Source organism: Kribbella sp. NPDC023855, assembly GCF_040639475.1.
GTDB lineage: Bacteria > Actinomycetota > Actinomycetes > Propionibacteriales > Kribbellaceae > Kribbella.
In genome coordinates this window covers 754048-777142 of the sequence record NZ_JBFAAA010000004.1, presented here as the reverse complement: position 1 = coordinate 777142, position 23095 = coordinate 754048, and the positions used below count along the sequence as shown (strand labels likewise).

Annotated in this window: 20 protein-coding genes; 13 read left to right on the top strand and 7 right to left on the bottom strand. The window is 67.2% G+C overall.

What is annotated here, in order from left to right:
- Positions 1-60 precede the first annotated feature (60 nt).
- Together AB0F51_RS18885 and AB0F51_RS18880 are read right to left on the bottom strand one after the other, a co-directional pair.
- On the bottom strand, positions 61-1035 hold the full coding sequence (locus AB0F51_RS18885) for a hypothetical protein (RefSeq protein ID WP_360281468.1): 975 nt from the start codon (positions 1033-1035) through the stop codon (positions 61-63).
- A 143-nt stretch (positions 1036-1178) separates the two neighbouring features.
- Positions 1179-1868, bottom strand: coding sequence for a hypothetical protein (locus AB0F51_RS18880; protein ID WP_360281466.1), 690 nt, complete (start codon positions 1866-1868; stop codon positions 1179-1181).
- Between the two features lie 103 nt (positions 1869-1971).
- Between AB0F51_RS18880 and AB0F51_RS18875 the strand changes: the two genes are divergently transcribed.
- From AB0F51_RS18875 to AB0F51_RS18865, 3 genes are all read left to right on the top strand, one after another.
- Positions 1972-2580, top strand: a complete 609-nt coding sequence (locus tag AB0F51_RS18875; RefSeq protein WP_360281464.1) for a hypothetical protein — start codon at positions 1972-1974, stop codon at positions 2578-2580.
- Between the two features lie 172 nt (positions 2581-2752).
- The gene (locus AB0F51_RS18870; RefSeq protein ID WP_360281462.1) at positions 2753-3715 is read left to right on the top strand and encodes a glycosyltransferase family 2 protein; all 963 of its coding nucleotides are present in this window, start codon (positions 2753-2755) and stop codon (positions 3713-3715) included.
- The gene (locus AB0F51_RS18865) at positions 3712-6234 is read left to right on the top strand and encodes a YfhO family protein (protein WP_360281460.1); all 2523 of its coding nucleotides are present in this window, start codon (positions 3712-3714) and stop codon (positions 6232-6234) included. Before AB0F51_RS18870 ends, AB0F51_RS18865 begins: the two co-directional genes overlap by 4 nt.
- On the opposite strand, the gene AB0F51_RS18860 is transcribed toward AB0F51_RS18865, so the two are convergent.
- Positions 6152-6802, bottom strand: a complete 651-nt coding sequence (locus tag AB0F51_RS18860) for a response regulator transcription factor (RefSeq protein WP_360281458.1) — start codon at positions 6800-6802, stop codon at positions 6152-6154. The genes AB0F51_RS18865 and AB0F51_RS18860 overlap by 83 nt on opposite strands.
- Complete coding sequence (locus AB0F51_RS18855) at positions 6799-8862, bottom strand: histidine kinase (RefSeq protein WP_360281456.1); 2064 nt, start codon at positions 8860-8862, stop codon at positions 6799-6801. Before AB0F51_RS18855 ends, AB0F51_RS18860 begins: the two co-directional genes overlap by 4 nt.
- A 137-nt stretch (positions 8863-8999) precedes the next feature.
- Here AB0F51_RS18855 and AB0F51_RS18850 point away from each other — a divergent pair, with 137 nt between their 5' ends.
- Both AB0F51_RS18850 and AB0F51_RS18845 read left to right on the top strand, forming a co-directional pair.
- Positions 9000-9671 carry a hypothetical protein gene (locus AB0F51_RS18850; protein WP_360281454.1) on the top strand — a complete coding sequence of 224 codons (672 nt, stop codon included), beginning with the start codon at positions 9000-9002 and terminating at the stop codon, positions 9669-9671.
- 7 nt (positions 9672-9678) lie between these two features.
- Positions 9679-10452, top strand: coding sequence for a carboxylesterase family protein (locus AB0F51_RS18845; protein WP_360281452.1), 774 nt, complete (start codon positions 9679-9681; stop codon positions 10450-10452).
- On the opposite strand, the gene AB0F51_RS18840 is transcribed toward AB0F51_RS18845, so the two are convergent.
- Complete coding sequence (locus AB0F51_RS18840) at positions 10442-11161, bottom strand: universal stress protein (RefSeq protein ID WP_360281450.1); 720 nt, start codon at positions 11159-11161, stop codon at positions 10442-10444. The genes AB0F51_RS18845 and AB0F51_RS18840 overlap by 11 nt on opposite strands.
- Positions 11151-11957 (bottom strand): universal stress protein, encoded by an 807-nt coding sequence (locus tag AB0F51_RS18835; RefSeq protein WP_360281448.1) that lies wholly within the window; start codon positions 11955-11957, stop codon positions 11151-11153. The genes AB0F51_RS18840 and AB0F51_RS18835 overlap by 11 nt, the downstream gene beginning before the upstream one ends.
- Before the next feature lie 182 nt (positions 11958-12139).
- On the opposite strand from AB0F51_RS18835, the gene AB0F51_RS18830 reads away from it, so the two are divergent.
- From AB0F51_RS18830 to AB0F51_RS18800, 7 genes are all read left to right on the top strand, one after another.
- Positions 12140-12577, top strand: a complete 438-nt coding sequence (locus AB0F51_RS18830; protein ID WP_360281446.1) for a universal stress protein — start codon at positions 12140-12142, stop codon at positions 12575-12577.
- A 128-nt stretch (positions 12578-12705) separates the two neighbouring features.
- Positions 12706-13941, top strand: coding sequence for an MFS transporter (locus tag AB0F51_RS18825; RefSeq protein ID WP_360281444.1), 1236 nt, complete (start codon positions 12706-12708; stop codon positions 13939-13941).
- 35 nt (positions 13942-13976) lie between these two features.
- Positions 13977-17693, top strand: a complete 3717-nt coding sequence (locus AB0F51_RS18820) for a nitrate reductase subunit alpha (RefSeq protein WP_360281568.1) — start codon at positions 13977-13979, stop codon at positions 17691-17693.
- The gene (gene narH, locus AB0F51_RS18815; RefSeq protein WP_360281442.1) at positions 17693-19342 is read left to right on the top strand and encodes a nitrate reductase subunit beta; all 1650 of its coding nucleotides are present in this window, start codon (positions 17693-17695) and stop codon (positions 19340-19342) included. Before AB0F51_RS18820 ends, narH begins: the two co-directional genes overlap by 1 nt.
- On the top strand, positions 19339-20040 hold the full coding sequence (gene narJ, locus AB0F51_RS18810; RefSeq protein ID WP_360281440.1) for a nitrate reductase molybdenum cofactor assembly chaperone: 702 nt from the start codon (positions 19339-19341) through the stop codon (positions 20038-20040). Before narH ends, narJ begins: the two co-directional genes overlap by 4 nt.
- Entirely contained in the window at positions 20037-20756 is a 720-nt protein-coding gene (narI, locus tag AB0F51_RS18805; RefSeq protein ID WP_360281438.1) for a respiratory nitrate reductase subunit gamma, read from the top strand. The genes narJ and narI overlap by 4 nt, the downstream gene beginning before the upstream one ends.
- Positions 20757-20786: 30 nt before the next feature.
- On the top strand, positions 20787-21194 hold the full coding sequence (locus tag AB0F51_RS18800) for a nuclear transport factor 2 family protein (protein WP_360281436.1): 408 nt from the start codon (positions 20787-20789) through the stop codon (positions 21192-21194).
- Here AB0F51_RS18800 and AB0F51_RS18795 read toward each other — a convergent pair.
- On the bottom strand, positions 21181-22128 hold the full coding sequence (locus AB0F51_RS18795) for an NADP-dependent oxidoreductase (protein WP_360281434.1): 948 nt from the start codon (positions 22126-22128) through the stop codon (positions 21181-21183). The two genes, AB0F51_RS18800 and AB0F51_RS18795, sit on opposite strands and share 14 nt — an antisense overlap.
- A gap of 74 nt (positions 22129-22202) precedes the next feature.
- Between AB0F51_RS18795 and AB0F51_RS18790 the strand changes: the two genes are divergently transcribed.
- Entirely contained in the window at positions 22203-23093 is an 891-nt protein-coding gene (locus tag AB0F51_RS18790) for an NAD(P)-dependent oxidoreductase (protein ID WP_360281432.1), read from the top strand.
- Positions 23094-23095: the final 2 nt, after the last annotated feature.

The window sequence follows — 23095 nt, the reverse complement described above, 5'->3', positions numbered from 1 at the left end:
CTTGGCTGGACATGACGAAGGGTGGCTCCGCCTGAGGGGAGCCACCCTGGGAGGGGGTGGTTAGGCGGATTGGGCGGTGTTGTAGAGGGTTTGGGCGTCGGTGCCGAAGTACGGGCCGAACATCCAGGTGGGGATGAAGTTGATCTTGTAGCTGTTGACCGAGTTCACGATGCCGGCGCCGGTCGACTCACTGAACTGCTGGAACCAGCCGCCGCCACTGGCGCCGCCGGTCATGTTGCAGGTCATGCCGATGCCGTTGGAGAGGAAGGCGTTGAAGGTGGTGCCGCTGCAGTAGATCAGCTTCGATCCGTCGTACGGCGACGCTGCCGGGTAGCCGAAGGCGTACATGCTCTGGGCTCGTGGCTGGTTGAAGGCAATGCCTTGCCCACCGACCACGTCAGTGAGGCTGGCCCCGTTGAGCGGGTTGACGGCCGCGGCGCCGATGTCGTAGTTGATGTCCTCGCTGGCCACCCACTGCGGCGTGGCGAGCAGTCGCCGAGCGGTCCACGTGCCGTGCGGCGTGCTGCCGTTGTTGTATGCCGGGACGAACGCCCAGTTGGTGTGGAAGGCGCCGTCCAGCTTCACGCAGTGCCCGGCGGTGATCACCGTGCTCTTGTTCGTACTGGTGACGGCGGTACCGCTACAGGATGCGGTCCGGCCCTGGTAGGTGAAGAACACCCGGCCCTCGGTCGACACGATCTTGCCGCCGCCGGTCCAGGCGGATCCACCGTTCGGAAAGGCCATCGGGCCGATGACCTGATCCGGGCCGGTGGGCTGGAGCGTGGTCGGTTGGCCGGCCGCAATCTTGCCGGCGGAGCGCTGTTTCGGCTTCAGCAACTGCTCCATCGGGACAGCCGAGCGCATCCGCTCCGGAGTCCAGAAGCCGGTGACGGCGGCTTGTTCGGCGGCCGTCACCGCGGCGCGATGGGTGATGCCAGGCGCCGGCGCGGCGGTGGCCGCTCCGGCAAGGGGTACGGCGAGCCCTACGGCACAGGTGGATGCGAGCAGGGCGGTACGAAGGCGGAATCGCTTCATGATGCAGCCACTCTTTCCCGGCCGGTGGCGGACCGGCCGTCCTCACGGAAACAGGTTCGGTCAACCGGTGCGTACTGTCACCAGTCAATTACTGCTGGTGCAGAACCCTAAACGCCGAACCGCCGGAGTGGAAGGAGTTGTACTTATCGGGGAACGATTCCGCTCCGGCCCTGCCACAAGCCGTGCTCCGACAGCGGACGGAACCGCAGGGTGGCGAACTCGTGGTGGAAGTCTCTGCGCCGGCGCTCCGTCATCGCGACGGCATGGCGGTCGGGTTCCGGGACTGTACTGCGGCCGTGCACCATCTCTTCCATCTCCCGCACGGACCGCCAGACCGAGAAGGTGGAGATCGTCCGGGGCGGACGCATCGCGGCCAGTGCCAGCGTGGTCCCCGGATGATCGCGAACCAGCCGTTCCACAGGCTTGCCCCACTTGAGGAACCTCGGCACCTCCAAGAGACGCATCCGGGCCAGCGTGACCGCCACGACGGGCTCGTCAGCGTCCCACTCGCCCGCTCTCGCCGGGAGGTCGGGCAGCGCCGCAAGCCGCGACCAGCGGCGCAGGAACTCCATGCGCACGTGCCAACCTGCCGCCAACTCCGCGCCTAGAGGGTGGTCCGCCAGGAACGTCTCGAGCGCCGCCTCATCCTCCCATCGCGCGAACATGGCCATCCGACGCAACTGCATCCGCGACGGCGAGACAGTCGGCGCACCGAGACGCATCAACGCCAGACACTCGGCATACCGCAACCCAGGAGCAGAAGGTGCCTTCCACAAGGCCCCCGCCGTCACCGCCGGCCGGAGCTCCGCGAGGTGGAACGTAAAGATCGTCATCGTCCGGCAACTCTCCCACGAGCGCGAGTCGCCACACCCGGCGCACGCCCGAGATCAGCTCAGTTCCGCCATGCTGGATCTTCAACGAATCCGGGAGAAATGAATGACCGAAGATCTCGCCATCAATCTGCTGGCGGCCGTGATCGCCTTCGTGGCGGGTTGGACGTTGCGCACCCTGTACAAGTATCTGCGCGACGTCCGGCCGGCGGTGCGGATGTGGCGGGCGGCCGCCGGCGGTGACTTCTCGATCGTCGTCGCGGACGGGCCGCTGAGCGAGAAGAACCGGCCCACCATCCATCCTGCCGAGTTCGCCGCGGCCACCGAACTGTCCGGCTATCTGGCGCAGTCACTGCGCATCAACGTCACCCGGGTGCGGGCCTCGATCAACTTCCCGCTCGACGAGGCGCTCGAGGGGAACCTGATCCTGATCGGCGGACCGATCCACAACCAGGTGCACCGGCTGATGCTCGAACGACTGGAGCTTCCCTATGAGTTCCAGGGCCGGGACCTGGTCCGGGTGAAGGACGGCAAGGTCTTCGCACCGGTCAGTTCCGCCGACGGCGTCGCCAAGATCGACGTGCTCAGGCCGGGCGCAGCTACTGCCTCGTCGTACAGATGGATGTGGTCGACAACTACGTGGGTCGCGTGCAGGTCGTCGATCATGCGTACTTTGCGGCGGCCGATCGTGTTGTTTAGGGGCGGCCAGAAGTAGCACAGAGTCACCAACCGCTCCCGGATTCAGGAAATCGGCGGGCGACATGCCGCGATTTCCGGGGAATCTGTCAGGGGATGCAACTTTTCACCCCCTTTCGACACATCTCTTAACGGGGAGTCTCTCCCCCTGCCGGTTACTGGCCGGTTGCTGGAGACGTGCGAGGAGTGCAATGCGGTTGACGCTGGTGGTTCCTTGTTACAACGAAATCGACGTGATCGCCCGGTTTCATTCAGCGGTCAGTCACGAGCTGGCGGCCACCGGTGAGTCGTACGAGATCATCTACGTCGACGACGGAAGTACGGACGGCACGCTGGATGTGCTGGTCGAGATCGCCACCGGGGATCCGTCGGTGCGGTATCTGTCCTTCAGCCGCAACTTCGGCAAGGAGTCCGCGATGCTCGCCGGCCTGCGGCATGCCGCAGGTGACGCGGTCATCTTGATGGACGCCGACCTGCAGCATCCGCCGGAGTTGATCCGGCGAATGCTCGAGTTGCGGGTGCGCGGATTCGATCAGGTGATCGCGCGACGAACCAGGGCGGGCGATCCGGCGACGCGAACGATGTCCGCGCGGGCCTACTACTGGTTGATCAACAAGTGGTCCGACGTGGAGCTGGTGGACGGGGTCGGGGACTTCCGGTTGATCTCGCGCCGGGCGGTGGAGGCCCTGCTGGAGTTGCAGGAGTACAACCGGTTCTCCAAGGGTTTGTTCGCCTGGATCGGGTTCGAGTCGATCGTGTTCGAGTACGAGAACGTACTGCGCGAGGACGGCCGCAGCCGCTGGTCGTTCCGCAAGCTGTTCGAGTACGGGCTGGACGGGTTGCTCTCGTTCAACAACAAGCCACTGCGCGCCGCGATCTACATCGGCCTGATGCTCAGCCTGATCGCGGTTGCCTACGCGATCTGGGTGGTCGTCGTGGCAGCCACCCAGGGCGTGCAGATGCCGGGCTATGCCACGTTGATCGCCGCGATCGCCGGCCTGGGCGGGTTGCAACTGGTGATGCTCGGGGTCATCGGTGAGTACATCGGCCGGATCTACTTCGAGACCAAGCAACGCCCGCACTACCTGATCAAGGAAACCAACCTCACCCAGACCCACGTCGTACCGGGCAGTGCTGCCGGTCGTTCGCTGTGAAGGGGCGTCGCGGGCTCGAGATGTGGCTGGCCGGCGTGATGGTGGCAGCGGCGTTCTCGGTGGCAGGGGCGGTGCGGGGTACTTTTCCGTTCGGATCGGCCTCGCGCAGTACCAACGACCTGGGCAGCCAGTACGTGCCGTTCTTCGCCCATCTCTGGGACGTGCTGCACGGCCAGGCGCAAGGCGACATGTTCTTCAACTGGCAAAGCGCTTTCGGCGTCGGGTTCTGGGCCGACTACGGCGTCGACCTGGGCAGTCCGCTGTCCCTACTCGTCGTGATCTTCCCGCGCGAGCGCGTCGACCTGGCGGTGTTCGTCATCACCGTCCTCAAGCTGGCCCTGGCCGCGGCCGCGATGGCTGCCTACCTGATCCGGATCCGCCGCGGCCCCCGCTGGTTGGCCGCACTGCTCGGTGCTTCCTACGCCTTGTGTGGCTGGGCCGTCGACGACGGCGCCTATGTCCCGATGTGGCTCGACGGCCTGATCGCGCTGCCCATGTTCTGCCTGGTCGCGGAATGGTCGGTACGCCGCCAGCACCGCATCCTCAGCATCGCCGTCATCGCTGTCTTCTGGATCTCCAACTTCTACACCGCCTACATGGCGACCCTCGCCGGCGGGCTCATCCTGCTCGCCCGCGTCCTCACCAGCGACCTGGCCTGGCTCGATCGCCTCCGCGCCGTCCTTCGCCACGCTCTGTCCGTGATCCTGGGAATAGCGGCCTCGGCGCCGCTCCTGCTGCCGATCTTCAACGCGAACAGCCTGGCCGCACCGTCACCCCCGGGCATCTTCACCCCCGTTCCGGTCGAGAGCCTGCTCGCCCGCCTCATCCCCTTGTCCGAGGGTGTCGGCCGCTCGCCCAGCCTGTACGTCGGAACCGCCGCCCTGGTCCTCGCCCTGTCGCTTCCGTTCAACGGATCGGTCGCCACCCGCACCCGCGCGGTCTGGACAGTGCTGGCCGTCGCGCTCGGCGCGTCGTTCCTCTGGGAACCCACCCACGTCCTCTGGCACGGCTTCGACACCCCGAACGGCTCGCAGTACCGCCAAGCCTTCACCCTGTGCGCCGTCCTCGTCATCTGCGCCTGGCTCTCCGCCGCCGACCGGGCCCCCAACTGGATCGCCCTCACCGCCGCCAGCGCCCTACTCGTCGCACTCGCGCTCGCGACCCGGGACAGCCCGCTGCTGAACCGGTACTCCGTACTCGTCCTCGCCTTGTCCGCCGCGGCCGTCATCGCCACCATGCTCACCATCCGACATCTGCCCCGCCGCCGGACGCTCACCCTGCTGGCCGGAATCGGACTGATCGCGGTCATCGGTGCCGAACTCACCTCCACCGCCGTGGTGATCGATGCCCAACGCAACAAGGTGCTGAGCGCCGCCACCGGCCCTTGGGGCACCCGACACCATGACTTCCGCGACACCATCACCACCAATGACAACTGGCCCAGATCCCGCATCGACCCCACTACCCCCACCACACCCAACGATCCACTCCTGCTCGGCGGCCAAGGGCCTGGCTACTACAGCAGCCTGCTCCCCCAAACGCTCAATCACACTCTCACTGAGCTCGGCTTCGGCTGGTCCAGCTTCGGACGCGCGTCCTACACCATGAGCAACCCGGTCACCGATGCCATCTTCTCCATCGCCACCAGACTGAACTCCGACGACAACACCGTCACCCACTCCGAGGTACCACCCCTGGTGACCGTCCGCTCCAACGCCCTCCCGGCCGCGCCCGAAAACAGCTCGGCTTTCACCAACCAAGAACGGCTCCTCGGCTCGGCGGTGTACGCCGTACCGAAGTACAAGGCGACCAAGTCCGGCGACGACATGCTGCGCTTGACTGCAACCTGTCAGCCGGGGTCCATCGCGTACCTGCACCTGCCAAGGGTCTGGGGTGAGGCGCGGTTGGAGGGAGGAGACTGGGTTCAGCTCACGGCGGCACGTCGACCGGGGATCAACACCAGCAGCGCAATGATCAAGCTGGGCGAGGTCCCGGCCTCCGGTGTGGTCGCGGCCGACCTCAAGCTCTTCACCGCGCCTGGCTCCAACCTCGGCAAGCGCGCACTGGGCTGCCTCGACCCAGCACGGCTCGCCAAGGCCATCGCCACCCTCAACGCCAACGGGGCAACCAAAGTACAGGTCGGCGGGCATTCCGTGTACGCCACGCTTCGTCCCGGCAGTACCGGGATTGTTGTCATCGGCACCCTTCAGCAGCCGGGCTGGCGCTGCTCCACCGACAACGGGCCATGGAGGAAACCGGCGAACTACGGCGGTCTCCTCGCCGTCGAACTTCCCGGGCCCACCCGCAAAGTCAGCTGCACCTATCGCCCACCAGGCCTCAACCTCGGCCTCTCAATCGGCGCCGGCGCCGTACTGCTCACCCTCGCACTGGCCCTCGCCGGAGCCGTCCGGAGACGCCGACGCGCCGGCTCATCGCTCACTCCTGCCGAAGAAACCGCAGTACCGCCAGTACTCGTCGGTGATGGTCACGCTCCCCCGGAGCGAGTTCGAGCTTGGTGAAGATGCTGCTCACGTGGCCCTCGATGGTCTTCAGGCTCAGGTGCATCTTGTCCGCCAGCGCCGTGTTGGACAGGCCCTGCGCCATCAGATCCAGCACCTGGCGCTCGCGGTCGGTGAGGTCAGCCAGTGGATCACGTTGCCGGCGTCGGCCGACGAGCCTGCTGACCAGTTCGGCGTCGATCACCACCTCGCCCCGGGCGACCCGCTGTACGTCGAGGCCGAACGTCGTGAGGTCGGAGACCCGGTCCTTGAGCAGATAACCGACTCCCCCGTCGAACTCCGTCATCAGCCGCAGGGCGTGATGGACTTCGACGTACTGCGACAGCAGCATCAGCCCGACAGTGGGCACAATCCTCCGGATCTCGGCGGCCGCATCGATCCCTTCGGCGCTGTAGCCGGGTGGCATCCGTAGGTCGATCACCGCCACATCGGGCGGGTCGCGCCGGACCAGTTCGACGAGCTCGGCGCCTCCACCCACCTGACCTACGACCTCGAATCCGGCCTCGGCGAGGATTCGCGCCATGCCCTCGCGGAAAAGCACCGCGTCGTCGGCGAGCACCACTCTCACGGAGCCTCCCTGGACGGAGCCGTCGGTTCGACGGGGATGAGAGCCCCCACGCGGGTTCCTGCCCCTGCTGGGCTCTCGATCTCCAGCTGCGCGCCGAGTGCACCGAGCCTGTCCGCGAGGCCTTGCAGTCCGCTCCCGGCGGCGAGATCGGCGCCACCGGCGCCATCGTCGGAGACCTGGATCCACAGCCCTTGTTCGTCGTCCCGTGCGACCACTTCGACGACCGCGGCGCCGGAATGCCGGCAGGCGTTGGTGATCGCCTCGCTGACGAAGAAGTACGCCGTCGCCTCCACCTCGGCCGGCTGCCGCCGTGCCACCTCGACGCGGAGCTGCACAGGAATCGCAGAGCTGTCGGCGAGATCGGCCAGCGCCGGGCCCAGCCCATCCTGGGTGAGTACCGAGGGGTGCAGCCCGCGAGCCAGCTCGCGCAGCGCTGCCGTGGCATTGAGAAGCTGCTGACGTGCGTACTCCGCGCGCTCCGCAAGATCCGGGTGGCCGGACTCGGCGGCCCGTCCCGCGAGCGCGCCGAGCTCGAGACCAAGCGTCACGAGCCGCTGCTGGGCACCGTCGTGGAGATTGCGCTCGATCCGGCGCCGAGCGGCGTCCTGCGCGGTCACGATCCGGCGAGCCGCGGCCTGCAGCTCGGCGGCCTGGTCGGCAACCTGCTGCACCTTCGCCTGGTGGTCGATCACCAGGCCCGTCTGGGCGACCAGATCGGTGAGAAGCCGGTCCTCTGGCTCGGTCAGCGGCTCCCCCGCACGCTTGCGAACCGTGACCGCGCCTCGAATCGCTAGGTCGTGCACGACCTGGCGCACAATTTGGCGTTCCTCCCCCAGCTGAGCCAGCGACGTCGGTGGCCGATCGCACGGATCCGGCCAGGCCGCGACTGCGCGAAGTACCCGGTCATCACCTACCCACACGACAACCTCGGTGGCGCCGACCGCGTTCGCGACGGTCGCCGCGAGGCCGTCCAGCAGCTCGCCTCTGGGAGTGAGCAGCTGCGCCGAGAGACTGGACAACGCCTCGTACGGCGTCGCTCGGTGACCGTAGACAAGCTGGTCCGCGAGGCGCTGGACGCGTCGCCGCGCCGGTTCGAACGCACACGCCACCAGCGCGGTCGCAACCAGCGTCATCACACCCTCCGGGAAGGGGACGAGGGCGCCGATGCCGACCACGACCACCAGGTAGCCGGTGGTGATGACTGCGGCCATCACGCCGACGACGAGGGTTTTGTTGATGACGGGGTCGATGTCGTAGAGGCGGTACTTCAGGATCGCGGCGCCCGCGGCGATGGCGACCACCGGCGTACCGAGCAGGCCGGGAACCGGAGAGTCGAACACCAGCACGCCGCCCAGGAGAACCAGGAGATCCAATGCGACGGCGAACACGAACCACCGCAGTTGCCGCGCCTCATCGCCCTTGGCGCGCAGCATCCGGGCCACCACAGCGATCGTGAACAGCAACTGGAACAGCGCGTAGCACACCGAGCGGGCCGTCGTCAGGATGCTCTCTGCGATGTCACGACCGGGCATGTCGAACGGGTGCGGCGCGACCATGCCCACTCGGTCGTACTCCACCGGCCACAGAGCCGAGGGCACCGCGAGCGCCGCTGCGACCACGAGCATCGCGAGCGCCGCAATACGCCATCGCCGGGAGAGGAACCGGCCGTCGGGAAAGGCCATCACCGTCACGCCGGTCAGCGCGATCACCAACGGCAGCGGCCAGACGCCGATCCAGCCGAGCCACGCCGCACCCGGAAGCGGTTCATCGTGGAGGCCGTACTGACGGCCGAAAAACATGATCGCGGACGCAACCCCGGTGGCCACGAACAACCGGGCCTCGCGATGGCCGGGGCGCACTCGCAGTACGTAGAGGCCGACGGCCGTGAACGCCGCCGCGAGAAGTCCGTTGTGAAGGTTGTCGAGATGGAAGCCCAGCGTGAACCCGTACCCGATGAGCAGAGCCGTGCCGAGTCCAACGAGCCCTACCAGCGCCTCACGTGCGGGCGCCGGATTCTCGTCGTACTGCTCGACCGCACGGGCCGAGCGCAGCCCTGACATGCAGACATGGTCGCAGATCTCCGGCGACGGCGTACCAGGGTTAACCCTTGGATGAGTGAAGGGGCGGCACTCCTGTGGGCACCCCTTCCACAGCGGGACCGTGAGGAGATCCAGCCGGCCCGACTCAGGAGCTTCCGATGTCCAGGACCACCACACTCGCCAGCACCCCTCACCGTTCCCGCCGCGTCGACCGCACGGCAGCCGTCTTCCTTCTCCTCGGCGGCCTCGCGTTCTTCGTCGGGGGCGCCCTTCATCCCAAGGACAGCAGCTCGGGCGGAACCAAGCTCGAGCAGCTCCACGACATGCTCGTCGATCCACTCTGGTACCCATCCCATGTGGTTTTCCTGGCGGCAATCGCGCTCATCACGGCCGCGCTGCTCGTGATCCGCCGACGCGGTGACCTGCCCGACCGCATGGCTCGGCTGATGACCGTAGTAGCCGCGATCTCGGTGCTCGCCACCGTAGCCATGCTGATCCACCTCTTCGCCGCAACCGAGGCTGACGCGATCGAACACGGTCACTCAACCGCCCTGATCGCCTTCCACACCTGGAACGAAACGATCGTCAACCCCCTCTGGGGCCTGGCCATCGCCACCCTCGCCGTGGCCGGCGGAACAACCCGCACCCTAGGCAACCGAATCACCCTCGTCCTAGGCCTAGTCGGCGGCCTCACCTTCGCCCTCGCCACAGCCACCATCGCCTTCACCGACCTCTTCGACCTCCTCTTCCCCGTCAGCTCGCTGATCGGCGTGTGGGCCGCCGCAGTAGGCACAATCGAACTACTGCGGCGACACCACACGCGTCGTTGAAATCAGCGTGGTTCGCTGCACCAAGCCGGTCACCGCGGCAGCCTGTCTGCGCGCCAAGCCCGTCAGCGAACTGGCCAAGTGGTCCGACGCCGGTATCGGATCAGGTCCCACCGTCGGCGGTGGTTTCCTGCCGGTCAGCCCGGAGCGCGCCTTCGCGACCGGTCACTTCAATCGCGTCCCGGTCATGCAGGGAACCACTCGGGACGAACACCACCTCTTCACCGCGGCGATCGAGGTCGCCATGGGAGAGGTGACCACGCCGGAAAGCTACCGCGATCAACTCGCCGCTCTGTTCCGCCCGGCCGACCTCCAGCGCGTACTGGCCCGATACCCGGTCGCCAAGTTCCACTCCGCCGGCGAAGCACTCTCCACGGTCGTCACCGACTGGGCCTGGGGATGCCCAGCCGAGGACCGGGACCGCGCGCTCGCCGCACACACTCCGGTCTACGCCTACGAGTTCGCCGACGAGACGGCGCCGTGGTTCAGCACCCTACCCAAGCCCAACTTCCCCACCGGTGCCTTCCACGGAGCCGAGCTGCAGTACCTGTTCGACGACGAGCAACTCCCCGGCCCACGAACCCCCGCCCAGCAACAGCTCTCCCAAACCATGATCAGCTACTGGACCCAGTTCGCCGCCACCGGAAACCCCAACGGCAACAACCAACCCCGCTGGATGCCCTTCCAGCACAACGGTTGGGTCCAGTCCCTAGCAACTCCCATCACCCAGACCAACCGCACCACAACCCACCAATGCACCTTCTGGAAAACCATCAATTCGTGACCACTGCGGCTGGCGGCGTGGGTTCGGTTCGCAGGCGGGGGCGGTGAGGTAGTACCGCGACCGGGCCGGTCATGGTGGCCATTGCTCGGCGGGTGGTGGGGTCGTCGAGGGGGAGGATGCCGGCGTGGGCGCCCAGGACGACCAGGCTCACCTCGCGGGACTTCTTCAGGAGTGCTGCGACCACTGGGCGACAGGTCAGGTAGCGGGTCACCTTGACCTCGGGATGCTTCGCCGACCAACTGCCGAGCACCTCGGCCAGTTCGAGTTCTGCCTTCTGGACCCACAGACCGTCGGGAGCTGAGAGGCGGGGAGCGGCGTGGATCGCGATCAGGTTGCCACCCCGCGCAGCCGCCGCACCGAACGCATACCCGACCGCCTCAGCCGACAACGCCGTACCGTCGACACCGACTGCCACGTCTCGCCGCGACGGTGCGACCTTCCACGAACCCGGTACTACGATCAGCGGGCACTCGATCCGGCGAGCCAGCGAGAGGTTGCTCCCGGCACCGACCATGCGTTCAGGCCCGCGATGCCGGGGGCGCCCGATGACCAGGGCTCGGGCACCGCGGGCCGTTGCGGACAACGCATTCATCCGCGTCCCCGCCGCGCAGACCACGGTCACCTCGAGGGCGTTACCAACCTGGCGGCGGACATGAGCAGCCGCGATCCGCAAGAACTCCTCGGCCCGCTCGGCGCCGTCAGCACTCACGAGGACCAGGCCGGTCCAGCACCTGAGCGTGGATCGCTTCGGCCGCTTCCAGCAGGCTTTCGACCGCATGTCCACGCCGCAAGTCGAGCTCGATCTCCAGCTCTGGATACTTGTGACGCCACTGCTGCGCGACAGCTGCGTAATGCTGATCGGCGGTCGCCCTCCAATCCTCTCCCACGGCCATCTCCACATCCGGATTCCCGCCATAGACAGCGGGAAAGTCCCACACGTGAACCAGCCACAAAGGCACGTTCCGCTCGACGGCCAGTTCCACCGCGAACTCGACCGCCGCCTCGTTCTCACCCGAGTCGTCCAGAGCGACCATCACCGGGGCCCGATCCGCTGCCGCGGTCCAGCCGGCTGGTACGACGACCACCGGCCCCTGTCCCAGACTCGTGACCGCCTCGGAGGTGGACCCGAGCAGCAGTCGTTTGAAACTCCCCATCCCCCTGCGCCCGACCACGAGCATCCGGCTCCCCCGCGCCGCGCTCGTCAGTCCGGTCGCGGCTGGGCCGTCGATCAGCGCAGCCTCGTGGTCGAGGTCCTCACCATTGAGCTTCATCCAGGCACGGACGTCTTCGACCAGCTCGGACTCGGCCTGGGAGGTGACGACAGGCTCGTAGTACCGGGTGCGTTGTGTCTTCCGTTCGACGACGTGGACTGCATGCAGTGGTTCACCCCGCAGCAGGGACTCGTGCAGGGCCCAGGCGAGTGCGCCGGCCTCTCGCCAGGCGCCGTCGATACCGACCTGGATCACGGGGTGGACGATTTCGGGCGAACGCGTGGTGGAGGACACGGTGGTGTTCCTTCCGGTTCGGGGTGTCTGGTCCGAGCGTGACCCGCGGACACCGGCCGGAGGCAGAGCCTGTGGTCATCCACGCAGGTGCCGAAAGACCCATCGGATCGGGACTCATGCCCGGTACGCCGAACCGCCGGGTGCCGCGAGGCTGGGGCTGACCCCTTCACGAAGGAGAAGACATGCCGACGACGCTCGAACTTGCCAACGAGGCCGATCCCGGTCTCGCCATCGACTCGAGCGAGAAGGCGGAGGGTTACGTCGTCATCGGGTACGACGGGTCGCCGCCGAGCGTTGCGGCCTTCCGGTTCGGTCGCGAGTACGCCCGGCAGCGCGGGCTCGTGGTGCGTGTCGTCTCTGTCGAGCCGTCTGGCGCCTCCCCGCACGAGGCTGTGCCGGCCGACCAGCTGGCTGCTCTCACCCATCTGATCCCCGATGGACCGCCGGTCGAGATCAGCCAGGTCGTCGGGCGCCCGGCCGAGGAGCTGCTCCGCCTGTCGGCCGGAGCCCGGCTGATCGTCGTCGGATCCGGTGGTCACGGTGGCACCGCACCGCAGCTCGGCTCGGTCAGCCTGGCCGTCCTGCTCGACGCGGCCGGCCCGGTCTGCATCGTCCGCTGACCGTCACCCCTCACGAAACGTCAGGTATGCAAGCAATGACTGACCAGGAACCATCAACACCTCCAGTTGCCAACAAGTCCTCCGGGGGCCATGGTGGGAAAGGTGAGCCCCGCGGTACGGGCACGAAAGTGACGACTCCGTTGACCTCGGAGCAACCGAGGCATGCCGCGGTCCGATCCCCCTGGCTGATGCTGGCCGTCGCGACCATCGGGTTCGCGGTGAACTTCTGGGCCTGGGCGCTGATCAGCCCACTCGGCCCGTTGTTCCGGACGACGGGCACGCTGGGCGCACTCACCGAGTCCGACGTCGCGCTGCTGGTCGCCGTACCGGTGGTCGTCGGCTCGCTCGGCCGGATCATCGTGGGCGGGCTGACCGACAGGTTCGGTGGCCGGGTGATGTTCCCGATCATCTCGGGCGTCACCATCCTGCCGATCCTGTTCCTCGCCTTCTTCGCCCTCGACTCCTACACGCTGCTGCTGGTCGGCGGCTTCTTCCTCGGCATCGCGGGCACTGCGTTCGCGGTTGGCGTTCCGTTCGTCAACGCGTGGTTCCCACCCGACCAGCGCGGCCTCGCGATCGGCATCTTTGGCGCCGGTATGGGCGGTACGGCGATCAGCGCTTTGACCACCGTCAAGCTCACCGACCAGCTGGGTGCCAAGGCCCCCTTTCTCATCACCGGCGCAGTACTGGCCTGCTACGCGCTCGGTTCATGGCTCGTACTGCGCGACGCCCCAGGTCGGGTCGTGCCCACCACCTCTTTGGCAGCGCGGATCTCGGCCAACGCCCGGCTCACTATCACCTGGCAGGCCTGCTTGCTGTACGCCGTTGCCTTCGGTGGGTACGTCGCGTTCTCGGTCTACCTGCCGGCGTACCTCAAGACCGCCCACCAGCTCGCACCCGCCGATGCGGCCAACCGGATGGCCGGCTTCGTTCTCGTCGCCGTCGTCATGCGGCCGGTCGGAGGATGGCTCGCCGACAAGCTCGGAGCAATCCCGGTCCTTGCCACCGGCTTCGGCATAGTGGTCGTCTGCGCCGGCATCTCGGCCGGTACACCTCCGCTGGACGGGGTGGGAACCGTCGCGTTCCTGGCCATGGCCGCGGCGCTGGGCTCCGGCAGCGGCGCGACGTTCGCCCTGATTGCCCAGGTCACTGATCCGTCCCGAGTCGGCGGAGTGACCGGACTCGTCGGCGCCGCCGGTGGACTGGGCGGCTTCGTTCCGCCGCTGATCATGGGCTACGTCTACGGCCAAACCGACTCCTACGCCATCGGACTGTGGATGCTGAGCGGCACCGCGCTCCTGGCCTTACTTCTCACGATCACTCTGGTCCGGCGTACCGCACACCAAGGACAGGAATCACGGTGACCCCGTCGCACAAGAAGCCCGCAGCAGTTCCCGGGATGGACGGTTCGCTCACGGAGGCGCTCGTCCGGAGCAGGAGGTTCTTCACCCGTGGAACCGTCTCCGACGACCTGCGGACCCTCTCGAAGGTCGGCGGACGCGAGGCCGACGACTTCTACCGCGACCGCTGGAGCCACGACAAGGTCGTGCGGTCCACCCACGGCGTCAACTGCACCGGCTCCTGCTCGTGGAAGGTGTATGTCAAGGACGGCATCATCACCTGGGAGACCCAGCAGACCGACTATCCCTCGGTCGGCCCGGACTCCCCGGAGTACGAGCCGCGAGGCTGTCCCCGGGGTGCGGCGTTCTCCTGGTACACCTACTCCCCCACTCGGGTCCGCTACCCCTACGTGCGCGGCGTTCTGCTGCAGATGTTCCGGGAGGCCAAGAGCCAGCACGGTGGTGATCCGGTGAAGGCCTGGGAGCACATCGTCGAGAATCCGCAGCGGGCCAAGGCCTACAAGTCAGCGCGCGGCAAAGGCGGGCTGGTCCGGGCGACCTGGGACGAGGCCAGCGAGATCGTTGCCGCGGCCCACGTCCACACGATCAAGAAGTACGGGCCGGACCGGGTCGCGGGCTTCTCACCGATTCCCGCGATGTCGATGGTGTCGCACGCCTCCGGTGCCAGGTTCGTCAACCTCATCGGCGGCTCGATGCTGAGCTTCTACGACTGGTACGCCGACCTGCCCGTGGCGTCACCGCAGGTCTTCGGCGATCAGACCGACGTCCCCGAATCCGGTGACTGGTGGAACGCCGGCTATCTCATCATGTGGGGCTCCAACCTGCCGGTCACCCGCACACCCGACGCGCACTGGATGACCGAGGCCCGCTACCGCGGCCAGAAGGTCGTTGCCGTCGCCCCCGACTACGCCGACAACGTCAAGTTCGCCGACGAGTGGCTGCCGGCCAAACCGGGTACCGACGCCGCGCTCGCGATGGCGATGGGGCACGTCGTCCTCAAGGAGTTCTTCGTCGACCGGGAGACGCCCTACTTCACCGAATACGTGAAGACCTACACCGATCTGCCCCATCTGGTCCGTCTCGAGGAGGCCGCCGATGGTGAGTACACGGCCGGCAAGTTCCTCACCGCCGCTGACCTCACCGAGCACTCCGGGGATCAAAACGCCGCCTTCAAGACCGTGCTGATCGACTCCCGCACCGGCGACGCCGTCGTCCCGAACGGTTGCCTCGGGCACCGGTACGGCGAAGCCGGCGTCGGCACCTGGAACCTCGACCTCGGCGAGGTCGACCCGGTCCTCTCCCTGCTCCACACGGCGACCGAAACGGCCACCGTCCGGATGCCACGCTTCGACACCCCCGACGGCGCTGCCGCCGACCTCCCACGCGGCGTACCGGTACGCCGGGTCGACGGCCACCTGGTCACCACCGTGTTCGACCTCCTACTGGCCCAGTACGGCGTGAGCCGGACCCACCAGGGCCAAGTCCTTCCCGGAACCTGGCCGACCGGAGACAACAAGGGCTACGACGACGCGCAATCGCCGTACACGCCTGCTTGGCAGGAGACAATTACCGGGGTGCCGGCCGCCACCGCGGCGCGGATCGGCCGGGAGTTCGCCCAGAACGCCGAGGACTCCAAGGGACGGTCCATGATCGTCATGGGCGCCGGCACGAATCACTGGTTTCACTCCGACACGATCTACCGCTCCTTCCTCACCCTGACCAATCTCACCGGCTGCCAAGGCGTCAACGGCGGCGGCTGGGCCCATTACGTCGGCCAGGAGAAGGTCCGGCCGATCACCGGCTACACCCAGATCGCCAACGCGCTCGACTGGAACCGCCCGCCCCGCAACATGATTCAGACGGCGTACTGGTACCTGCACACGAACCAGTTCCGCTATGACCAGTTCGGTGCCGACACCCTCTCCGCCACGACCGGCGAGGGGCAGTTCGCGGGCAAGTCCACGGCCGACGTGATCGCGCAGAGCGCCCGGATGGGCTGGATGCCGTCCTATCCCACCTTCGACCGCAATCCGCTCGACCTCAGCGACGACGCGGTGGCCGCGGGCAAGCCGGTCGGCGAGTACGTCGTCGACCAACTCAAGTCCGGTGACCTCGGTTTAGCCGGCGAGGATCCCGATGCCCCCGGCAACTATCCGCGGGTGCTCTCGATCTGGCGGGCCAACCTGCTCGGTTCGTCGGGCAAGGGCAACGAGTACTTCCTCAAGCACCTGCTCGGCACCGACTCCTCGGTGCGCGCCACCGAGACGCCGCCGGACCGCCGTCCTGTCGACGTGACGTGGCGCGACCAGGCTCCCGAGGGCAAGCTCGACCTGCTGATGACGATCGACTTCCGCCAGACCAGTACGACGATCTTCTCCGACGTCGTCCTGCCGGCCGCGACCTGGTACGAGAAGCACGACCTCAACACCACCGACATGCACCCGTTCGTGCACTCCTTCAACCCCGCCATCGCACCGCCCTGGCAGACCCGCACCGACTGGGACGCCTGGCAGACGATCGCGGAGAAGTTCAGCCAGCTGGCCGCGACCCACCTCGGCGTCCGCAAGGATGTCGTCGCGGTGCCGCTCACTCACGACACCCCGGACGCGATGGCCAATCCGCACGGCGTCGTCCGTGACTGGAAGAAGGGTGAGTGCGAACCGATCCCCGGCGTCACCATGCCCAAGCTCGTCGAGGTCGAGCGTGACTACGGCGCGGTCGCGGCGAAGATGAATGCCCTTGGCCCGCTGGTCGACACCCTCGGCGCGACCACGAAGGGCGTCACCTTCGAACTGAGCAAGCAGGTCGACTACCTCCGGGCCAAGAACGGCGAGGTCCGGGGCGGCGTAGCTGACGGCCGGCCGTCGCTGAAGAAGGACGTCAACGTCTGCGAGGCGATCCTCGCGCTGTCCGGGACCACCAACGGACAGCTGGCGACCCAGGGTTTCAAGACCCTCGAGAAACGCACCGGCATCCCCTTGGCCGATCTGGCCGAGGAGCACCAGGGCAAGCAGATCACCTTCGCCGACACCCAGGGCCCGCCCGTACCGGTGATCACGTCACCCGAGTGGTCGGGCTCCGAGACCGGCGGCCGCCGCTACTCCCCCTTCACCATCAACGTGGAACGCAAGAAGCCCTGGCACACCCTCACCGGGCGGATGCACTTCTACCTCGACCACGACTGGATGAACGAACTCGGCGAAGGCCTTCCCGTCTACCGGCCGCCACTCAACATGGCCGCACTGTTCGCGGAACCGGCCCTCGGCACGGTGTCCGACGGCTCGGCCGGGCAGGTCGAAGGACTGGCGGTGCGATACCTGACCCCACACAACAAGTGGTCGATCCACTCGGAGTACCAGGACAACCTCTTCATGCTCTCGCTGTCGCGGGGTGGCCAGAACATCTGGATGAGCGATCGCGACGCGGCCAAGGTCGGGATCGAGGACAACGACTGGATCGAAGCCGTCAACCGCAACGGGGTCGTGGTCGCCCGGGCGATCGTCTCGCACCGGATGCCGGAGGGCACCGTGTACATGTACCACGCCCAGGACCGGCTGATCGACGTACCGATCGCGGAGACCTCCGGCAAGCGCGGCGGCATCCACAACTCGCTGACCAGGCTGCTGGTGAAGCCGTCCCACCTGATCGGCGGCTACGCCCAGCTGACCTTCGCGTTCAACTACCTCGGGCCCACCGGAAACCAGCGTGACGAGGTCACGATCATCCGCAAGCGCAGTCAGGACGTGACGTACTGATGAAGGTCATGGCGCAGATGGCGATGGTGATGAACCTGGACAAGTGCATCGGGTGCCACACCTGCTCGGTCACCTGCAAACAGGCTTGGACCAACCGTTCCGGCACGGAGTACATCTGGTTCAACAATGTCGAGACCAGGCCGGGACTCGGTTACCCGCGCACCTACGAGGACCAGGAGAAGTGGCAGGGCGGCTGGGAGCTCACCAAGCGCGGCCGGATGAAGCTCAAGGGCGGTGGGCGGCTGAAGAACCTGATGACGATCTTCTCCAACCCCAAGCTGCCATCGATCAACGAGTACTACGAGCCCTGGACGTACGACTACTCCACGCTCACCGACGCGCCCGCGCAGGAGCACACGCCGGTCGCCCGGCCCAAGTCGCTGATCAGTGGCCAGAACATGAAGATCGAGTGGTCGGCCAACTGGGACGACGACCTCGGCGGCTCGACCGCCACCGCGCACCGGGACCCGATGCTGGCGAAGATCGCCGACAAGGTGAAGTTCGAGTTCGAGCAGACCTTCATGTTCTACCTGCCCCGGATCTGCGAGCACTGTCTCAACCCGTCCTGCGCGGCCTCGTGCCCCAGCGGCGCGATCTACAAGCGCGCGGAGGACGGCATCGTCCTGGTGGACCAGGACCGGTGCCGCGGTTGGCGGAAGTGCGTCTCGGGCTGTCCCTACAAGAAGGTCTACTTCAACCACCGCACCGGCAAGGCCGAGAAGTGCACGTTCTGCTTCCCGCGGATCGAGGTCGGCCTGCCGACCGTCTGCGCCGAGACGTGCGTCGGACGACTGCGCTACATCGGCCTGATGCTGTACGACGCGGACAAGGTCCTGGCGGCCGCGTCGACGACCGACGACGAAGGACTCTACGAAGCCCAGCGCGAGGTGTTTCTCGATCCCCACGATCCCGAGGTGATCCGCGCGGCCGAGCAGGCCGGCATCGCCCGCGACTGGATCGACGCCGCCCAGCGCTCCCCGATCTACGCGCTGATCAACACGTTCAAGGTCGCGCTGCCGCTGCATCCGGAGTACCGGACGATGCCCATGGTCTGGTACATCCCACCGCTGTCGCCCGTGGTCGAGGTCGTCGCGGAGACCGGCGAGGATGCCGAGGACAAGGGCAATCTCTTCGCGGCGATCGACGCGCTGCGGATCCCGGTCGAGTACCTTGCCGAGCTGTTCACGGCCGGGGACGTCGTACCGGTCGATGCCGTGCTCAAGAAGCTCGCCGCGATGCGCTGCTACATGCGCGACATCAACCTCGGCCGCGATCCGGACGCCTCGATTCCCGCCGCGGTCGGGATGAGCGAGGAGGAGATGTACGACATGTACCGGCTGCTGGCGATCGCGAAGTACGACGAGCGGTACGTGATCCCGTCCGCGCACGCCGAGCAGGCCCACTCGCTGGAGGAGCTGTCCACGGAGTGCTCGGTCTCGGAGTACGGCGGCGGCCAGCACGACGTGTTCGGCGAGGGCTCCGGTACGCCGACGCCGATCGCGGTCGAAAACTTCCAGATGCTCCAGGACCGCCAGACCTCCGACAACCTGGCCGGCCCGGAGAGCAAGGGCAGCCGCGTCAACCTGCTCAACTGGGACGGCAAAGGCTCGCCCCCCGGGCTGTTCCCTCCGAAGGATTCCGACTCGTGAGTGACCGACGACCCAAACCAGCGCTGGCACCGGACCAGCTCACCGTCGCATGGCAGTCGGTCTCGCTGCTTCTCGACTATCCCTCGGAGGATCTCCTCGGGCGCAGCGGGATGCTGAGGTCGGCGTCGCGCGGTCTGCCGGTGGCGATCGGTGAGTCGATCCGAGGTTTCCTCGACCACCTCGACACCACGCCGCTGCCGGAGCTCCAGGCCGACTACGTCGACACCTTCGACACCCGGCGCCGCTGCAACCTGTTCCTCACGTACTTCGCTCACGGCGACACCCGCAAGCGCGGGATGGCCCTGCTGCGCTTCAAGCAGTCCTACCTCCGCGCCGGGTTCGAACTCGACGATGCCGAACTGCCCGACCATCTCTGCGTCGTCCTCGAGTTCGCCGCCACCATCGACCAGACACTCGGCCGCGATCTCATGCTCGACCACCGCGCCGGGTTGGAACTGCTGCGGCTCTCCCTGCGCGACAAGGGCTCTCCTTGGGCGCACTTGCTCGACGCTGTCACCGCCACGCTGCCCCCACTCCGCGGCGACGAGCGCGACGCCGTACGGCGCCTGGCTGCCGAGGGACCGCCCGAGGAAGAGGTGGGGCTCGCGCCGTTCGCCAGCCCGCAGTTCAGTCCTGCCGCTTCCGCGCCCGGGACCACGCTGTTGCCGATGCCGTCGTTCCCCGGAGCCCGCCCATGAGCGAGTTCCTGTTCGTCATCGTGCCGTATCTCTGCCTGACGATCTTCGTGGTCGGCCACCTGTGGCGCTATCGCTACGACAAGTTCGGCTGGACCACCAGGTCGTCCCAGCTCTACGAGAACCGGCTGCTCCGGATCGGCAGCCCGCTGTTCCACTTCGGCATGCTGGGCGTCGTCGGTGGACACGTCGTCGGCCTGCTGATCCCGCAGTCGTGGACAGACGCCGTGGGGGTCAGCGAACACGCGTACCACGTGGTGGCAGTCACCGGCGGTCTGCTGGCCGGCGTCATGACGGTGGTCGGCATGGCCATCCTCATCTACCGCCGCCGGACCGTCGGCCCCGTGTTCTCAGCCACAACCGTGATGGACAAGGTGATGTACGCCTTCCTGGCGGTGGCGATCGTCCTCGGCATGTGGAACACCATCGCCGGCTCGATCCTGACCATCGGCGGTGAGTACAACTACCGCGAAGGCGTGTCGGTCTGGTACCGCTCGTTCCTGGCCTTCAACCCCGACGCCGCCCTGATGGCCGACGCACCCCTGGGCTTCCAACTCCACGCCCTGGTCGCCTTCGGCCTCTTCGCCCTCTGGCCTTTCACCCGCCTGGTCCACGTCTTCAGCGCCCCACTCGGTTACCTGACCCGGCCCTACATCGTCTACCGCAGCCGCGACGACGCCCGACTGGGCGCCCACCGCCGCCGCCCCGGCTGGGACTGACATCAAAGCCCGCTGTGTCGTCGAACTGTTGTGAACGAATACCAAGCAATCACCGCGCTGCTGGACCTCCGGGTGGAGGCCTGCCGGGACAAGGACATCGATCGGCTGATGTCCCTCTACTCCCCCGACATCACGTACTACGACGTCGTGCTCCCCGTCCAGTTCATCGGAGCCGACGCGGTACGCCGGAACTTCGTCCGCTGGTTCGACGAGTACGACGGACCCATCGGTCTCGAGACGCATGACCTGAAGCTCGCGACCGGGGCGGATGTCGCCTTCGCCCGCATGCTCCACATCGACAGTGGCGCTCGCAAGACGGGTCTGGACGACGCCGTCTGGATCCAGTCAACCGTGTGCTTCCAGCGGACGAACGACCAGTGGCTGATCACCCACGAACACATCTCCCTGCCCGGCAAGTGGCCGGTCATGTCATCGTGAGGACGAGCTTCCCCGTCGTACGGCCGCTTTCTCCGGTCCGGTGTGCCTCGGCCACCTGCTCGAGCGGGAACGTCTGCTGAATCTGCACGGTCAACGCACCAGATTCGACCAGCTCGGTCAGGCCCAGAAGGCCTACCCGGTCCGGCTCGACCAGCATGCGCGCGGTCCGGATGCCGCGTGAGTGAGCTAGTGCCTCCAGGTCGGCGGGAACACCGCTCAGCACACCCACGAGGAGCCCGTCGGGTTTGATGAAGTCCAGCCATCGCCGGTCACTGTCTTCACCGACCAGCCCCACGACAAGGTCCAGACCGCCCGGGTCGGCCGTCGCGTCACGGTAGTCGATGGGTTCGTCGACACCGATTGAGCGCAGGAGCGTGTGCTTGGCTTCGCTGGCCGTACCGAGGACATACGCACCTCGTGCTTTCGCGATCTGAACGGCGAGATGTCCGACACCTCCGGCGGCAGCGTCGATCAGCACTCGCTGCCCGGGCGACACCTCGGCGACATCGACGAGGCACTGCCACGCGGTCAGACCAGCCAGCGGGAGACCGGCCGCCTGGACGTGCGACATGTTCGCCGGCTTGGGCACGAACTGGCGCGACGGTGCCGTGACGTAGTCGGCGTAGGCGGCTGCTTCCCTGGGAAACCACGGCAGGCCAACGACGTGGTCGCCGACCGCCACCCCGGTCGCGCCGTCGCCGATCTCCTCGACCACACCGGAGACATCCCAGCCGAGTGTGAACGGCGGCTGACCGAGGAAGATCTCCTCGGCCCTGCTCGCCCAGTCCACGGGATTGACGCCGGCCGCGTGCACACGGACCAGTGCCTCGGTCGGGCCGGGTTCCGGGCGGTCGACTTCCACGACCTCCAACACCTCAGCACCACCGAACTGCTGCTGCGTGACCCGCCTCATCCGGCCGCTCGCTGCTGTCATGGAGACAGTATCGACCGGAGGCGGGGCACCACAGGACTACAACTGACCCCCATCTTTCTGGAAAGGAGAAGCCAATGCGTGTCTTCGTCGCCGGTGCGACCGGGGCGATCGGGCGTCGGCTGGTTCCCCAGCTCGTTGCCGAGGGCCACGAGGTCACCGGATCGACCCGAAGCGAGGCGGGCCTGAAGCTCTTGCGGAGCTACGGCGCCCGCGGCGTACAGGTTGATGTCTTCGAGGTGGCGGCGGTCAGGGACGCGCTGATCGCAGCCGAACCGGATGTCGTCGTTCACCAACTGACCGACCTGCAACGCGGCTCACCGGCCGACAACGGCCGGATCCGGCGGGTCGGCACGCGCAACTTGATCACGGCTGCCCGGCAGGCCGGCGTACGGCGGATCGTCGCTCAGTCCATGGCGTGGGCCTACCTACCCGGCGACGGGCCGGCCACCGAGACCACACCTCTCGACGTGAACGCCCCACCACCGCGCGGATCGACCGTGGATGGGATCCGCGCTCTCGAGGACGCCGCCGCAACGCTCGAAGAGCACGTCGTACTGCGCTATGGCCTGTTCTACGGTCCTGGCACGTGGTACCACCGCGACGGGCTCGCTGCCGAAGTCCTGCGGAGCCCCACGCCGAGCGAACATCCAGCGGCCGGCCTCCTCGGTGGGATGGTTGCCGACGACGGAGTGACTTCGTTCGTCCACATCGACGACGCCGCGCGGGCCGCAGTACAGGCGCTGCAGTGGCCGAGTGGGCCGGTCAACATCGTCGACGACGAACCCGCTCCGGCCGGCGAATGGCTCACCGCCTTCGCAGAAGAAATCGGGGCACCTGTTCCCACTCGCGTTTCCGGTCGTCGGGAATGGCAACGCGGTGCTGACAACAGTCTGGCCCGATCCCGCGGATGGAAACCGCACTTCGCCAGCTGGCGCGAGGGTTTCCGGACCGGCCTGAGCCAATGACT